Origin of the sequence: Rheinheimera sp., from assembly GCF_965283995.1 — a bacterium.
Taxonomy (GTDB): Bacteria; Pseudomonadota; Gammaproteobacteria; order Enterobacterales; family Alteromonadaceae; genus Pararheinheimera.
Genome location: NZ_CBDIQG010000001.1, coordinates 70,818 through 87,417, shown reverse-complemented (window position 1 = coordinate 87,417; position 16,600 = coordinate 70,818). Strand labels below are relative to the sequence as shown.

Genomic DNA, 16,600 nt, shown 5'->3' with positions numbered 1-16,600 from the left:
CTATGAACCTGCCTGCCAACACCGGAGCTTAACCGGCGTGGGCGTGTTCACGGGTTTTATGGAAACGGATCTTCGGATGCCGTTCCATCGCCAGGTTCAGGTTCACCATCGTCGGGGCCAGATAACTTAAATTGTCACCGCCATCCAGTGCCAGATTGGTGCTGGCCTTGTTTTTAAATTCTTCCAGCGCTTTGCCATCTTCTGAATAGACCCAACGCGCCGTGCTGACGTTGACGCTTTCGTAAATCGCATCAACGTTGTATTCAGATTTCAAGCGGTGCACGACGACGTCAAACTGCAGCACACCAACGGCGCCGACGATCAAATCGTTGTTATCCAGCGGCCGGAAGACCTGCACCGCGCCCTCTTCGGCCAGTTGCACCAGACCTTTTAATAATTGCTTTTGTTTCAGCGGATCACGTAAACGGATCCGGCGGAACAGTTCAGGCGCGAAGTTTGGAATACCAGTAAAAGTAAACTTCTCGCCAGAGCTGAAAGTGTCACCGATTTGAATGGTGCCATGGTTGTGTAAGCCAATGATGTCGCCCGGAAATGCTTCTTCGACATGTTCACGGTCGCCGGCGAGGAATGTCAGCGCATGCGGCACCAGTACATCTTTACCGATGCGGACATGGTGCATTTTCATGCCTTTTTCATACTTGCCGGAGCAGATGCGTAAAAACGCTACGCGGTCGCGGTGTTTCGGGTCCATATTGGCTTGAATTTTAAACACAAAACCAGAGAAGCCTTCTTCCGTTGGTTCTACAGTACGGCCAGTAGTCGCGCGGTGTTGCGGTGCCGGCGCCCATTCAGTCAGGCCATCGAGCATATGGTCCACACCGAAGTTACCGAGTGCAGTACCAAAGAACACTGGTGTTAATTCACCTTTTAAGAAGGCTTCACGGTCAAATTCATGGCTGGCGCCCTGCACCAGTTCCATTTGCTCGCGCAGGTCAGCAGCAAAATAACCAATACGGGCATCTAATTCAGGGTTGTTGATGCCTTTGATGATGTCGACATCCTGAATGGTGTGGCCCATACCGGATTTGTAGAAAATCACTTCATCGCGCAGGATGTGATAAATGCCTTTGAATTCTTTGCCTGAGCCAATAGGCCAGGTAATGGGCGCGCAGGCAATTTTCAGTACGCTTTCCACTTCATCAAGCAAATCAATCGGATCGCGGATATCGCGGTCCATTTTGTTCATAAATGTGATGATTGGCGTGTCGCGCAGCCGGGTGACTTCCATCAGCTTAATGGTGCGCTCTTCAACACCTTTGGCGCCGTCGATCACCATCAGACAGCTATCGACTGCGGTCAGTGTACGGTAGGTATCTTCCGAGAAGTCTTCGTGGCCCGGTGTATCCAGCAGGTTGACCAGACAATCGGCATACGGAAATTGCATCACAGATGTGGTGACCGAGATCCCGCGCTCTTTTTCCATTTCCATCCAGTCAGACGTGGCGTACTGACCGGATTTTTTACCTTTGACGGTACCAGCTTTCTGGATCAGCTGTCCGAATAACAGCACTTTTTCTGTTATCGTGGTTTTACCGGCGTCCGGGTGAGAGATGATCGCAAAGGTGCGACGACTATTGATTTCATTCAGAAAATCTTGGTTTGCCATATCAAATTCTTAATTTATGTACACCGCTATGTAGTCAGCAGTCAAAGTACCTATGAAACATGGCGCGCATTTTACCAGACCAGCACCCTTGATTGAAATTTATCTCCGGGTATCTCAATTCGATTACTCGAGATCTTGAACTTGGATAAACCATAGGCATAGTTAAACACCTTCGTTATGCAAATGAGCGTCTGCAATGCACATCATCATCATGCTTGCTTTAGTGATCGTCGGTTTTGCGGCCGGCCAGAATCTGACCTGGTTGATTGGTATGCCGATTATAGGCATTGGCCTTTACATCGGGTTCGGGGATTGGGGCGGGAAGAAAGGGGCGAGGCAAAGAGAAAAGGCCGAAGGGATTTTTTTTCTCGTCGGCCTATTGGGTATGGTAGTGCTACTTGCTTCCAACATTTTCGACTGAACGGTCGATCAGTTCTCTGGCATTAATAATTGTTTCCAATGCCTTCCCGGTAAGAAAACTCGACATAGACATGGCTTCAGTCTGAAGTTCTTCTCGTTCCATCAACAGCTTCAGATAAGTTTCGGTGTCGAAAATTCGATTTGCTAATTCTAAATAAACATCCAGATCAAGTTGGACTGTTGGGGTCATATTTGGAGTCTCCTAAAATTAAGGGACTCCTATTCTTTCGCAGTTTTTTTTTCTCGCTACAAATCGTTCTTCCATGATTTATAAGGCTTTCAGGGGTGCTCTCGATTTGTTGCGAGATAAAATTGATATGATATGAGGTGTAACAATATTGGTAACTGGTTCAGACTTGATCACCACTCACCCAGCTTATGCCGCACATAGGCATTCTGATACAGCGTGTTTTTCCGCTTCGCAATATCGTCCAGCTTCTGCCGCTTATCTGCACCGCTCAGGCTCTGATTGTTGTTCACCAGCTCAGCCTGTTTATTCAGCTCACTCAGCTCACGCTGGATCCGGTTCAGTTGAACCCGGGCACCGAGCGCTTGTGACTCTGATTCCTTAAGCTCTTGCTGGCGAACCACATCACCTTCCTCTACTGCACGCTTATAGCTGCCGTATGCTTCACCGGCGCTTTGCAGTGCATCGTAGAATTCATCCTGAAACTTGGTGGCAGTCTTAGGCGCATCGCCTTGGTAGAACGCTTTAATCACCGGGTACCGGCTGATTGGTGTATCTGCCGCTTCAACGCCCAAAGCCAGCCGCGCCGCAATGTCGGCCATGCCGAGAACATAACCACCCAGGGTGCCGGTGTAGCCTAGGATCAAGTGTTCAACCATTTTTGGGCTTACACCGAATGCCGCACCGATTTGCTTGGCCGTTTCACTAGTGTAGGCGTTATACCGGTCCTCGCGCTGGCGTTGCAAATCGCCCATACCTTCAATCTGAGTATTTTTAAAGAATGACTGGTTCGTCATCACTTCAACGAATGGCAGCACCAGTTGTGGGATTGGGTTCAAAGCCAGCGTATTCCAGACAGCGTGCGCCGCGGCCTTGCCTAAATCACTGCCAGGCTGTGAGCCGGCCGCATAGTGGAACATGCGCTCAGGCATGGTGCCGAATAGGATGCCCAGCTCAAACGGTTTCGGGATCCGGAAGTGTTCATCACCGATGAAGAAGTGCCAGTTCGCATCCTTATCCCAGTCAGGCAATTCCTGATACCGCTCGTCGTCATCATTCATGGCAGCAAGTGCCAGGCTGAACGCAGCGACCTTCAAGCCCTTCATTGCAAGGTTAGCGCTCAGCACTTTCAGCACGCGGTCACCATCACCAGCTTTCATAGCGCGCACTAGTTTGCTCATACCCTGCAACCGGGCATTGAAGAACGGCAGCATATCAATCATGGTGCCGATCAATGCAGAGTTGCCTTTGAGCGAATAGTCCATTAAATCCTTGGCCTCATAAGCAGCCTGTCGTCGTGACTTACCAGCAGCCAGCGCGGCTTCATAAGTGCTTAGCCGGTTGGCATTCTCCACCTTATCTGATGCCGTGCGGTACGCTTCCAGCAGTTCGCCGCCTTTGGTGATCAAGCTGTCCATGTAAGACTGGATATCCTTCTCGCCAAGTCCCTTGCTGCGCAGTGCGCGCCGGATCTGCTGTGCTGCAGCTTCCGGATCCGCTCCATGCACATAGCCACCTTGGAACGCAGCTCCGGAGAAAATCAGATCCCGATATGCCTCATCTTCAGCAAACGCTTTGCGCAAACCTTTCACCGAGTCAGCACCAAACCTGAAACCGTCTTTGTTGATCATCCAGGCATGAGCCGCATCGCGCACAAAGTTCTTGATGATGAAATCAGGAGACAGTGTGATGCCTGCAGTCAGGAACCTCTTTGCACTGCGGGCCATGCGGTTGAACAGTGACTGATTGCCAATGGTGTGGATTTGCAGCAAGCCACGCAGCAGCGCTGGATCCGTGACTGTATAAGCCTCAGCTTTACCGTTACGCATCACCTTTACTTTCTGCAGCAGGTTTAACTCGGTCTGGCTCAGCGCCGCAATGTCCGTACTATCAACCGCCTGCATAAACGGCGTACCTTCCAGATTGCTCACCACCTCAGCCATAGCTTTGTTTTTGATGGCCGCATCAATCATGGTCGACTGGCGCTGAATGATATTTTCAAGCAGGTCTTTGGTGGACTGGCGCCCGCCTTTCAGCTCTTTGATTTGTGCTGACTGGCCAGCGATACCTTTGCGGCTGCTCGGGCCGTGGACCATAGCGGCAATGCCGGACATTTCCGGATCCACTTCTTCTTCCATGTTGCGGAAAAACGGCACGTACCATTCTTCATCAAGGCCGCCGCGCAGCTCGGCACTTAAAAGCCCAGCCTCTTCAGCCAAGTCAATGATGGCGCTGTTGATTTTGTTGTATTCCTGCCGCACCTCTTCGAACAAGGCTTCTTTGCCTGCGGCCATGGCTTTGAGTTCATCGATATCGGCTTTACTCAGGTTGTTCTCGCGACCTTCAGCCATCAGGCGCTCTGCGCGATTTGCGCCCATCCATGCAAGCCAATCGTTCAGATCATCGCCCAGCATGCCGAATACTTCCAACAAGCCTTTGGTATCAGCCTTACGCTGCACAACGCCATCGCGCCACTCAGGTGCGCCGTAATGGAACACACCATGGAGAATGTCGGACAGGCCAGACGCCAAACGTGCTGACACATAGCCTTGCTTGTTCGGATCCGTAATGCCGGCCGCTTCCTCAGCCTGCTTAATACCGGCCAAGCCATCGAAGATACCTTCGTTCAGCCGCTGCCAGAATGAACTGCTTTTCAGTGTATCGACGGTTTCATTTGCCCGGCGTTTGGCCCGCTCAGCTACAGTTTCTGCAGCCTCTTCACCAAGGCCCAGTTTATCCAGTGCATCAGCTTGTTCAGTGGTGCGGGTTTTGCTGAACTTGTAGCCGGTCTGTTCATCATTTACACTTTCTCCCGAAGGTGCTTTTGCATCGTCGGATCCGGACGCTTGGTTCCCTGCATTTGACGGCAAGGTAGATTGAGCGTCCGTTTTTCTTTGATTTGTGGAAGCTGTTTCGTTATCCCTTGTCAGGCTGAATCCAGCCCGAATTGACTCCAGCATTTCCTGCATAGCTTCAACATCCGGATCACCCGCTTTCGCTAGTCCCACTGATACCAATGCTTTGTGAAGCCAACGCTTTAGTGCGTTCCACCAGAACTTCACTGGGCCGGTGACTGGCTTGTTCTGCACGAAGTAGGCGAACAGTTCCTCAGCTTTATCGTTCTCGCTAAACCCCTCGTAGTCGTTATCAATCTGGGCCCATTGCTCAGTAAAGGAACGGTTGTTCCGGGTCTGCTTCAGGCGTTCGATGAATGTTTTGTAATCGGCTTTGCTGATTACATTCTGCAGGCCACCGTGTCCGATGACTTCATGCGCCACTACTTCGCGCAGTTCATCCATCGACTTGATGTTTTCAGCAATCACATAAGCGGTGTTATTTGTGCGGTCGTAGGCTCCACGAACCAAGTCACCAGCCAACGACATCTGCCACAACTTTTCAGCTTCAGCCTGACTCTCCAACACCACAACCTTAATGCCAGCTGCACCATTCAGGCGCTGCATGATGCCAGCAATAAACTGCTTGGCCAGCTTCGCGTTCACTCCCCGGGCCGGCTTTGCTTTAATAGTATTCTGTTGGGTGAACTGAATGTCTGGGTTGCCAGTCTCTGCATCTGACTGTACAGTTTCACTTGAAACCTGAGACGGTGAACCACTTAAGGGCGATTGTGACCCGATGAGTCGTACCTGCTCAGGTTTTTTACTATCTGGCCCATCGATTTGAGTGGAACCATCAGGCTCATTCATACCAGCCGAAGATGGCTCTGTTGTTGTGGCTGACTCATCGTTTCGCCGCTTGCTAAACTGCATATCAATTGGCAAACCAAACTCTTCACGCAGTGCTTTGTATGCCTGTCGGTTCACAGACTCCGGCGAATCATCATTGAGCACATTAAACTGCTCAAATGTCAGGCCGGCCTGCGCGCGATCGAGGTTCGCTTCGTACTGAGCTTCCAGTCGAGCAACCGCCTGCGCATAGCCCGGTGATGACTCTTTGAGCTTTTGCTGCTTCACCTGCTGAGCGATATACTTTTTCTTCGTCGTGCGGAGGATGGTCGGCAGCTCCGTCGCTGCATTGCCGGTTGGCGCGCCATCAATTACACTTGCTTCTGCATCCACCGCTGGCTGAGTCACATTGACGGTAGTACCCAGATCGGTGTCGATACTCTCGCTCGGGGATGCACCAACTGTCGCTGCAAGCGAGACATTTGATTTCTCGGCCTGGGCAGCGCCGGTCGGTGCAGTAGTATTGGGTGCCTCTGCTCCATCACCGAGACGGGTAGGTGTAGGCTCGGATGATGTAGGTTGAGTTGAGTCATGTCCCTCGCTCAATCCACCAGAGGCAACTTCTGCTTCCATAGGAGCAGCTTTTACCCGAAACCCAAAGCCACCATCGACCGGTACCGTTTCCAACTCTGCGCCTGTGGCGGCTGCAGCTTTATAGCTGGAGCTGATCTTCATTTCCTTTTCAGATTTGAACGGGTCGCCGGATTTTTTAAACTGCACCGGCGCCGGCTGATTGATTTGGTCAACTTCCCCCGCTAACATTGGCCCGGTCTGCTGCAAATTCAGACCGAGCGTTTCGGACGTTTGCGGGCCGCCATCTTCGGATGTAGCACCTGGCGCGGTACTGGTTTGCAGCAGCGAATCACCTTCTTTTACACGCCAACCCCAACCATCACCAAACTGAACAGCTTCAACCGGAGTACCGCTGCGCTTCATCGCCCGGGCCTGCTTGCTAGTCATGGCTTCGCGCGGTGATTTGTAAACTTCGCCATTGCCTTTAACGCGCACGCCGGATTGGTCGCCGGCAAAGATAATGTCTTTCTGTGGTAACTGCGGCACTGATGCAGCCTGGTTGGCTTGACGCTGCAGGTTATCGGTGAAGTCCTGCGCCGCTTGCTGTGGCCGACCGTCACCGGCAAATATTACGTATTTATCTGTGATTTGGCGCGGCTCGTTTCGCATCCGCTCCATATCAGCTTTGGCCTGCTTGACCTGCTCTGATTCCAAATCAATCGGTGCATTTTCAATAAAGCCTGCTGTATTCGCCGCGCGTTGCTCCGGGCTTAACCACTCACCTTCCATTGCCGGATTGCGCTCAGCTTCGGTGCGGCCGTCAGCGGCAAAGATGACATCTTTCTGATTGATGCGCGGGATTGTCGGGCCACCGATACGGGCCTGCATACCGATTTGGTTTGGATTGAAGTTCGCGCCGGCAAGCTGTTCCGGATCCAATAGTTCGCCTTCCAACGCTGGCTGGCTGATGGCTGGCATGCCACCGATGATACTTTGCAGATCCGCTTCGCGCTGAGCGGCTGATTGCGCCATTCCATCAAAAGCGCTGGCCAAGTCTGGGTTCTTATCGCGGATAGCATCGGCTTCCCGATCTTTAACCGGCTCTGCTTGTTTGCGGTTCAGCAGACCACCGACACCACCAGCTGCAGCACCGAGCATGCCACCGGCAATACCTTCGTTTAAAGCAGGAATAGCAACGCCATCCATTGGATCACGGCCATCAACCTGAGACAGTGCCTGATTTATGCCGTATTCCTGTACCGCAGCCTGACCGGCTTCAGTGCCACCTTCAATCGCAAAGCCTTTGGCTGCGGAGCGGAATGCGCCTGACTTCGCCAGACGCGCACCGGTCAATGCCCGACCAATGATTGGATCCGCAATTGTTGAACCTGCAAAGTTAGCCATCAGCACTTTTGGGTCCGTCTGCACTTCAGAGGCTAAACGTTCAGCCACGGTGTCTTCTGCAGCAGTCCACAGCGCTTCGCCATCCAGATCCGGCTGCTTCTGCTTCATTTCGCGGATTGTGTTTTTAAACAGATCAGACTGCAGCTTGAGTTCATCCGGCATCTGTTTCCATTCCTGCCGCGCTTGCTCCATGCCCTGACCGGTCGCTGATGCACCGCCAGTTGCACCCATGCCAACAGCAGTGGCAATTTTGGCGCCGGTTTCACCGAGCTTGAGTGCTTTAGTGGCTGTATTGGCTAGACCAGCGCCGGGAATAGCAGTTGGCGCAAATTGGCCGGCCACGTTCGCCATGGTTAGCAACCAGGTATCTAAATCGGTGAGCCCCTCACCCAGCTGGATTTCGCCCTGGTCATTCTCGCTGAAAAACGGTTTTGCGATATCCGTCTGAGCTTCAGCCGACATGCTTTGCAGAGCATCATCAGACCATGCATAGAATTGTTTTGCTATGCCATCAGCGCCAGCAAAGTCAAAGATACCACCGACACCGGACAAAGCGCCTGAAGCCGCGCTGCGGCCCATATTGCTGAGTAATCCAGGTTCTGATGCCTTAACCGGTTCAGGTGTAGCAATCGAGCCGTACTTATCCGCTGATTTTGTATACTGGTAAAAATTCAAAGCCATGGATACTCCAGAAATGAAAAAACCCGCCGAAGCGGGTTTGATGGTGAATTTGAGGTATAAAAAACCCGCCGGAGCGGATTGGAAATCTTAAGTGGATATTGCCCGAACAAAATAAGCGACTACGGCAGAGACTAATATAGAAACCGCAATCATTACTCCAGCAAACTTCCATCTGAAACGTCTTAGCTCATCAACAAACTTATCTAATTTTTCTACTTTTTCTTTTTCAAGTTTGTCAATTTTCTGGATTACATCCGCTTTCTCTTTTTCAATTAGAGTCTTTTGGTCGGAAAACTTCGAAGTCACGTCAGACTTAAATTCCTTGAGCAGATCTTTGATTTCCGAGTGTTGCAGCTGCTGTTGTGATTTAATATCTGCAATAGCTTTGCTTAGAGTACTCTCCGCCCTTTCACTAATTCTTTCGATTGTATTTAGCTTGGCTTCTAACTTAGTAGTAGTCTCGCGCAGGTCTGAAGGTAGCTTAATTGTTGATTCGCGGAGCTCTGCTGTCAGTCTATTCGTCGACTCACGCCCCTCTGTGACAGCTAATTCACAATTCTTAAGCTCTCGCCTAAGCTCTACCGCATCGTCTTTGAGTGAGTTGATGCTTGACTGTAATGCAGCTTGTTCTGATTTAGAATTGGTGTCATTCCGCTCAAACCGTTCAAAAATGCTAGTAATTTTATACTGTAAATGCCCAACAGCCTCAGCAAGTTCGTCAATCCGAGGCTGAACACCTACACTTCCTTTACTAGAAGTTTTTGCACTTACATTTTTCGAGCTTTTTCCTTCAGAATGCACTTGGCTTTGCATTACTTGCTCTCCTTGGACTCCAACCACTCCCAAACTGAAGCCTCTTGAAACCCAGCGTAATGTTTCACCGGAAATAAAAGAAAATCTCCATTTTCACCGTCTTCACCAATGTGAGCAAAAACTTCATTAGTTGTTTGCTGTGTCGACAGTAACCATTGGCCATTCGAAATACTAAGAACTTCGCTACTTCCGAACTTGTTTATTAGATGTTCCCCTAATTTTTCAGGGTCATCGCTACCGATAACTGCATAAATTGCCATACCGTATCTCCATGAACTCGCTGCTACATACTCACAAGCCACTAAATCGGTGGACTAATGCTTAATATGGTCGCTGTGCTAGTAAATACAACCTTGCAACAGGTGATTGTGACCGGCGCGAGAGTATACAGGCTCCATAACTGTTGCTCAACATATACGAGTTAGGTTGTAGTACGCAACTATAGGTAAGTTAAAGACATTGCAGCTCGTCGCAACTTACTACCGAATCAACGACTACTGTCAATTCTTACGCCAGCCTTGGCCACTTATTTGCGGCCTTGATTGTTTGGAGTGTTTGCCCACGCCCATGCTGGTTGGATCGCGTTATTGTTCAGATACTCAAGCCCATCCATGAGTAGTCCTGTCTTGGTTCCAACGACTGCCCTACCCGCAGCGGTAGTAAGTTGCTGAAGCGGAGTGATACTTGAATCATCAATCATTGCAGGGCTGTTATACCCAGACATTCCTGATTGGATCCCTGAACTAAATCCAGGCTTTAAAAGGCCCGGCGTTGGCATTGGATTGCCTGGAGCTGTTGGCGCTGGCTGTGCACCGGGCTGCATCAGTAACCCTTTCACTGCAGCATTGCGGTCAAAGCCTGCAGGAACTGTGGTTCCGGATTGAGTCGGTTGAGCTTCTTGCTTTGGCTTGTTCATTTCAGCAAGAACATCGATGTATGACGCGAATGAAGTGCCTTTCAGGCCATCACCGAATGACTTCAGTGCGGGCAGCATTTCGCCGCTCAGCTTTGTTGATAAGGCTTCATGCTCACGGTCACGCTGCTCATACAGCGCCGCTTTATCTTCGGGCTCTGCCTTATCCAGCAATCGATCGTATTTCCGGTCAATCTGCTCGCCTTCGCGGCTGTATTTGGATTGGATCCGACTCAGCGTTTCCTCAATGCGTTGTACTCGCCGCGCCTCCTCCTGCGCGCTCAACTGCCGCTCTTGCAGATTGAAGGACCGTTCAGCATTTGTCTGCGCTTGCTTGGCTGCAGCGGACTGCGCTGCGTCCTGCTTGTTGAACCGGTCATCTGCGGCCTTATCCCTGCCTTGGCGATACTCCTGCTCCGATTTATACCGGGCATTCTCTCGTTCTTCCTGCTTTGCCCAGCGCGCTGCGGCTGATGCTTCACGCAATCTCTGCCGCTCGACTTCGCGATCTTCCGCCATGCCTTGCTGCATCATGGCTGCGCCCTGACTGATGCCACGGCCAGCACCTTGCAATAATCCCCACTTCGCCATAATGCTTAACCCCGCGCGCGCTGCAGCAGGCCACCAGATTTAGCTGGTGCCGCTGGTTTCTGTTGTTGGCCCATGAACGACTGAGCTTCCTGCACGTTGGCTGAAAGCTCGTCCTGGTTCAACTCGCCAAGAGATTCCTTCATGCTGATGTAAGCGCTCATAGCATGGCTTGCGATGGCATCTGTCATCTGGTCATTGAGTTCATCTTTGGCAACTGCCCCAGCCTGGATGGCAAGTGCCGCCAGTTCATCGGTGATTTTTTCTGCCAGCGCCAGCTTTACATCGTCGGTCAGCTGCATTTTCTTTTCGACAGTGATAAGCACAGTGGCCACGGCCTGCCCAATACCCTGCTGAACCTGCTTGGCATCCAACACCATACCGGCAATGTTGTCGCCGGCTTTACCGGGGGCGTGGATCACTTTGATGGCAATATCAAAAGCCTGTTCCAGTTGCGCCTCTTCTTCAGGCGTTGCCTGCAATTCATTTTGCTGCATCGTTTCATCCACGGCTTATGCTCCCCATTTTTTGTATGTGCTGACGGTCTGCTGCTGTCTTGCAATCAGGTCATCGAGTGACTTCAGAGGTTGCAGCTGTGGTACCGGATTGTTCGGCATGATGTTGGATGGATTGAGCAGGCCCGGTGCTGCCAGACTGGATTTTTCACCTTTGCCGTTGACGCCAAACATATCGCGGTTTGCCGCTTGCTCTTCGGCTTGTTTCTGTTGGGCATAGCCTTGGATCATCTGGCCTGCCAGATTCACACCGCTGGTAACCATGGCGGCTTTGGTGGCATCACCGGCAGCTGCCAGCAAACCCGGTGAACTGGTTGCAGCTGTTGCTGCTTGTGCAGCGACTGGCGTTGCAGCCTGAACTGCGCCACCACCATTAGCCACGAATGTTTCCATGGCTTTGCCGGTATAAGCACCTGATGTAGCACCAATCGCAGCAGTCTGGCCGGTGATGGCCGCTTGGGTAGCCGCCTGACCTGCGGCAAATGTTCCTGTTGCACCCGCGGCTGCGCCGCCTGTGAATCCGGTACTGAGTGCAGAGAATGCGCCACTGACGTTACCAGACATAAGTGCACTACCGGCCCCCTGCAAACCTCCCCAGGCTGAGCCAATGCCGGCCGATGCCGTGCCGCCTCCCGCCATCGACATAATTGCCGCGCCACCAAAGTAGGCCAATGCAGCGACGGCCACTACTTTAAAGACTTTGGATTTTACGACCTTTTTCACTACGTTCGTGACTGACTTGAAGGCTTTCTTGACGCCTTTGACCAGACCGCTCATGTGGCCTCCGAATCGAATGTTGTTGAATAGATACCGCCTGCCAGCTTGAGTCCGTGCGCCTCATAGAGCTGGCCGGTGCGGCCTTCGGTGTCCAGACCGGTACTGAGGCCGAGCTGGATGTGAGAAATGCGGTGCTCCTGACACCAGCGGATAAACCGGCGCAATAGCCACACAGCTTGGTCTCGATGTTCTGGTGAGACACAAAACGCCAAGTCGGTTGCGTAGTGGGTTTTGGAAAACCAGAACTGGTCCTGCATCGCAATAAAAAAGCCGACAACGTGGCCGGCTTTCTCCGCGACAAATACCGCGTGCTTTCGGTGATTCAGTGCCTGTCGGATGGTTCTGGCAGCAAGGTCCGGATCCATTTCGCAGTTCAGGCTTTTAGCCTGTGCAATCACCTGTTTGCCAATCGCCAGCATTGCAGGAATGTCGGCATGCGTACCAAAGCGGATCATGGCTCTTGGGTTCCGTTTTTCCAGCCGCCATTGCTGCCGCCACCATTGACCGGGTTCGTGGTGATAGGTGGATTGTTCGGATTGCTGGTCCCAGTTGGAGGCGCAGTGGACGTTCCGCCTGTACCGCCAGTGCCTGCTCCTGTGTCTGCAGTGCCAGTGACCAGGTACAGCGTTTCCAGTGATTTGCGGTGAGCATCCAGCTGCTGCTGTAGGTAAGCAGCTCCGGCCGCTTTCTGCTCTGCAGTCATATTTGGATCCGCCCAAACTGAACCAACTTGCTGTAGATAATTGTTGTAAGCAGTCGATACGGCATTGCGGTATTCGGCCTGCTTGCCCGCTTCTAGTTGCGCCATGAACGTCTTATCAGCTTGGTCATACTGAACCCGCGTCAACTCCAGCTGCTGCAGATACTGCTTATCCATGGTCTGATTCGACATATCCTGTAGCATCTTGTCGCGCTCGGTTTGGAGCTGCGCTGAGCGGGTCTGCTGGTAATCGTTTGCTTTAGTCTGGTAGTTCAACTCCTGCATACGCTGCAAGCCCTGAGCATCGAGCAGGCCCGCTTGTTGCGCGTATTGCAGCTTTTGCAACTCAGCCTGCATCTGGCGATTTGCAGCATTCTCCGCAGCGCTCGCTGCAATCTGAGTGTTCTGCAGCGTGGTCTGGTACTGACCTTGTTTATCCGTCATCGACGCATCATGCGTGCGGCCCAGATTGTTTTCGCCAGATTGCCAGGACTGCTGCCAGCCAAGCTGTTGTGCCTGGTTGTAGGTATTCGCGTCTTGCGTGGCGATTGGCATCGCCTTATCGACCATCGATGACAGCGCCATTTCGCCGCCAATGCTCGATGATTGCAAGCCACGACTGGCCGCGTACTGGTCAGCCTCCGCTTTGGCTTTTCGCATCAAGGCGCTGTTTGGATCCAGCAACCCAACAATGCGATTTTCAACCAGCGATTCCGCGCTGGGCTTATAGTTGAAATTCGTATTCCCCTGAACGCCGGTGTAACCGTCCTTGGTAAAGGTACCTTGCACGGTTGCAGCAGTGGGTACTGTCATCGTTGGAGCGTTTTTCAGTAAATCGGCACCGACTGGCTTGTATTCAAATGCCGGTGGCGTGGTTGGTGAAGTTGTCGCACCCGCTGTGGTTGCTTGCGTGGCGCTCGCCTGTGTCGGCGTTGTAGCCTGCTGGATGGGCGGTACGGCCTGATTAACAGCTTGATTCGTTGCTGTAGCCATGGCGCTGCCTGGTGATTGCTGCGCAGCTCGTTGCAGCAAGCCACCATTAAAACCGAATCCTGGCTTGTCCGGATATTCATCACCGGGCAGCACCGAAGCCGATGCGCCTTGTGAGTATTCTGGTGCGGTGTTTGAAGGCTTCGCCTCAACTGTCTGGCCGGATTGCGCCGGCACAGGGAAGATCCGTTTGTTGCCCGCCTTTTCTGGCGGCAAATAGGCGATATCAACCGCGGCTTTCACCGGGCTGGTGGTTGTGTTTTGCATGAATTGTCACCTCAGCAGATTGCTGAAAAATGGATTAGGCAGGGAAACGCGCAGTATGGGTGAATAATAAGCTATCTGTTTGGTTGTTCAAGCATCACAACACCAAACTATACCCATGAAGACCCGTTCCAGTATTTGATTGGTTTTGAGATCCAGCTTGAACCGCCCCAGATCTTGACCTGCTTTCCTACCCAAGCAGAGCCGCTCCACAAATTGATGTTGTTCGTAGATTCAGCGGGAGGCTCCACGCTTGCATAAAAGCCAGCGATCAATCCATCAAACACAGCATCGGCAGCCAGCGCGGTTTCGGTGTCGGTTTCGTAGTGGATTTTTTGATAAAGCGGCCAGATCTCCGGCACTACATCCGACACGTTAGAGCTTGTGGCTGCAATGTCTTTAATCCACTGACGGACGTTGGCATAAGGAGTAGTGTTTTCGCCTGAAATTGCAACCAGCATGCTATTGGCGCCGGTCAGCGCTTTTAGCTGGTCGATCACCACGTTGTAACGGGATTTAAAATCAGCCTCTGCTGTTTCCAGCACTGAGTCGCCTTCGCCGATCCAGGTCGCAACAGCCTCGACGTGGCCGGTTGGCGACTCTGCATTGTAGAACGTCAACATGCGGTTATTCAGTGATTGGCCTGGTTGCCACTGTGACAGCGATGTTCCGCCTGCAGCAACGCCGATAAACAGCACAGGGCATTCCAGCGCGGCGGTCAGCTGTGTTGCCAGTAGCGGGAAGATTGAGCCGTTGACCGTGTATGTGTCGAATGGGTCTGCTGTTGCGACAACCTGCGTATTGCTTTCAACTGCGCGTTTACGCCACCACCCGGCTGGCCCGGTGTAAGTCTGGGCGTTGTTGGCTCGACCTGAGAAATTCGACTGACCCCAGAATAAGAATTTAGCACCGACCGCGATACCGGCGTGGCTATCGGTTGCCGTCACAAAGTTTGATACTCGGACCTCAACGGCCCCCACGCCGACAGCAGCTCCTGTCAGAGTGCCGGAAAATGTACCGGTTGGCTCATCATCGATAACCTGCCACGCGCCGCCATTGAATCGCGCCTCAATAGTTGCGCCAGCAGTCAAATCAGTGCATGTGCCGTTAATTGCGATGTTGCCTGTATTGGTTGCCTTATCCCGAGCAAGGAACACGTTTGCAGCTGGGTTAATCAGCAGAATGGTCGGGTTTGACGATGTGACGATGCCGCGGTCGTTACCCGATGGGCCTGTGCCGTCCAGTACGTCGCCGGTTGCCGCAGTAAATACGTCACCGGCGTAATTCGTGAACGCTGCAGCTGTTACACCGGTCAGCGCCCCTGTGCCTGATGCGGTTGCATCACCTGACGCCATGAAACTAACTGTGGCAGTAGTTGTTGCGCCGAAAAAGTCAGTGCCGTTGTTATACGCGACGACGTTTTCAATGACCGTACCTGCAACATCCTTGCGCATACCGCAATAAGACGCAGTTGTGCCCGCTTCTTTATTACAGTTGGCGATTACCACATTTCTAGCGGTAACACCTGCAAATGTGTTCTGTATGCCTGCGCGGTAAGCGTCTTCGACAACGCTGTTTTCAATCAGTAAAGTGCCACCAGATACAGCATTTTGTGCGCCGTGGCGACCACCACGCAGCCAACAGTTTCTGATCGTCAGGTTTGCTACCGCGCCGCCTGTATTGATTAATGATGTTGTTGGAGATGTGCTTGTTCCTTGCACCTCAATATTTTCGAGTGTCAGCTTTGCGGTGCCGGTGCTTGGGATGCTGATACCACCACCAGCGCTTATTTTGGCGTGCGGGGCAGTTGGGTTTTCAGGGTCGAATTCCAGCCCTGCTGCGGCTCGGATCACAATCTCCATGGGGTAGTTGCCAGATGTAGCTAAACCCGTGCTAAGCCCGCCACTGGTGGTGATAATTTCGCCGATATACCTGTCGCCAACACCACCAACGCGAGCTGCAAAGAATGTCTGATAGTTTGGATAATCCGCACCGGATCCAGCATCACCGATTGTCTTTATTACTTCAGCCATTGTTAATTACCTAATTTGTATCAACCCAGAGCATGGTTGTGTCTGCTGGAGCAGATGCGCCTACATGGATCCGTTGCACGCCAGTAATTAGCTCCCACGTGTTGTCGGATTTTCGTTGCAGTACGCCAGCACCTGTTAATGCAGCAATCAAAGTAAGATCCGGATCAGAGGCTTGCTTCCCGCTTAGCGCTGATGCAAGCCCAGCAATTGATGAAATTGGATGTTGATCAGCAGATTCTCGCCCATTGAGTTGTGAATGGTCTGAAACTCCGCCGCCAGAAACGACCAAGGAATCAAGCTCTAATGCTATGGATTTAATGGCGAGGTTACTTTGGTTTATGGCTGCAGCAATGTCACTTTCCCTGTGCCGATTATTTGAAAGGTTTTTCAGTCGGTACAATATTTCCTGCAAGGCTGAAGACAAGGCCATAT

Annotated in this window: 13 protein-coding genes; 1 reads left to right on the top strand and 12 read right to left on the bottom strand. The window is 52.0% G+C overall.

The features are described from left to right. Positions 1-28: 28 nt before the first annotated feature. On the bottom strand, positions 29-1,627 hold the full coding sequence (gene prfC / locus ACQ66Q_RS00475) for a peptide chain release factor 3 (protein ID WP_377241412.1): 1,599 nt from the start codon (positions 1,625-1,627) through the stop codon (positions 29-31). Between the two features lie 196 nt (positions 1,628-1,823). On the opposite strand from prfC, the gene ACQ66Q_RS00470 reads away from it, so the two are divergent. After that, entirely contained in the window at positions 1,824-2,048 is a 225-nt protein-coding gene (locus tag ACQ66Q_RS00470; protein WP_430454981.1) for a hypothetical protein, read from the top strand. Here the strand turns inward: ACQ66Q_RS00470 and ACQ66Q_RS00465 are convergent. The 11 genes from ACQ66Q_RS00465 to ACQ66Q_RS00415 all read right to left on the bottom strand — a co-directional run bounded on the left by ACQ66Q_RS00465 (position 2,022) and on the right by ACQ66Q_RS00415 (position 16,598). After that, positions 2,022-2,237 (bottom strand): hypothetical protein, encoded by a 216-nt coding sequence (locus ACQ66Q_RS00465; protein ID WP_430454980.1) that lies wholly within the window; start codon positions 2,235-2,237, stop codon positions 2,022-2,024. The genes ACQ66Q_RS00470 and ACQ66Q_RS00465 overlap by 27 nt on opposite strands. Positions 2,238-2,407: 170 nt before the next feature. Further along, positions 2,408-8,575: an LPD38 domain-containing protein gene (locus ACQ66Q_RS00460; protein ID WP_430454979.1), complete on the bottom strand. Its 6,168-nt coding sequence runs from the start codon at positions 8,573-8,575 to the stop codon at positions 2,408-2,410. 87 nt (positions 8,576-8,662) lie between these two features. After that, positions 8,663-9,388: a hypothetical protein gene (locus ACQ66Q_RS00455; protein WP_430454978.1), complete on the bottom strand. Its 726-nt coding sequence runs from the start codon at positions 9,386-9,388 to the stop codon at positions 8,663-8,665. Further along, a complete protein-coding gene (locus ACQ66Q_RS00450) occupies positions 9,388-9,648 on the bottom strand; it encodes a hypothetical protein (protein WP_430454977.1) in 261 nt (86 codons plus the stop codon). The genes ACQ66Q_RS00455 and ACQ66Q_RS00450 overlap by 1 nt, the downstream gene beginning before the upstream one ends. Positions 9,649-9,914: 266 nt before the next feature. Beyond that, positions 9,915-10,892: a hypothetical protein gene (locus tag ACQ66Q_RS00445; protein WP_430454976.1), complete on the bottom strand. Its 978-nt coding sequence runs from the start codon at positions 10,890-10,892 to the stop codon at positions 9,915-9,917. Positions 10,893-10,897: 5 nt separating this feature from the next. Next, positions 10,898-11,398 (bottom strand): hypothetical protein, encoded by a 501-nt coding sequence (locus tag ACQ66Q_RS00440; RefSeq protein WP_430454975.1) that lies wholly within the window; start codon positions 11,396-11,398, stop codon positions 10,898-10,900. A gap of 3 nt (positions 11,399-11,401) precedes the next feature. Beyond that, complete coding sequence (locus ACQ66Q_RS00435; protein WP_430454974.1) at positions 11,402-12,181, bottom strand: hypothetical protein; 780 nt, start codon at positions 12,179-12,181, stop codon at positions 11,402-11,404. Next, positions 12,178-12,636: an N-acetyltransferase family protein gene (locus ACQ66Q_RS00430; RefSeq protein ID WP_430454973.1), complete on the bottom strand. Its 459-nt coding sequence runs from the start codon at positions 12,634-12,636 to the stop codon at positions 12,178-12,180. Before ACQ66Q_RS00430 ends, ACQ66Q_RS00435 begins: the two co-directional genes overlap by 4 nt. Further along, positions 12,633-14,138, bottom strand: coding sequence for a hypothetical protein (locus ACQ66Q_RS00425; RefSeq protein WP_430454972.1), 1,506 nt, complete (start codon positions 14,136-14,138; stop codon positions 12,633-12,635). The genes ACQ66Q_RS00430 and ACQ66Q_RS00425 overlap by 4 nt, the downstream gene beginning before the upstream one ends. 107 nt (positions 14,139-14,245) lie before the next feature. Continuing rightward, complete coding sequence (locus tag ACQ66Q_RS00420; RefSeq protein ID WP_430454971.1) at positions 14,246-16,168, bottom strand: sialate O-acetylesterase; 1,923 nt, start codon at positions 16,166-16,168, stop codon at positions 14,246-14,248. A gap of 10 nt (positions 16,169-16,178) precedes the next feature. Further along, on the bottom strand, positions 16,179-16,598 hold the full coding sequence (locus ACQ66Q_RS00415) for a hypothetical protein (RefSeq protein WP_430454970.1): 420 nt from the start codon (positions 16,596-16,598) through the stop codon (positions 16,179-16,181). Between the last annotated feature and the right edge of the window lie 2 nt (positions 16,599-16,600).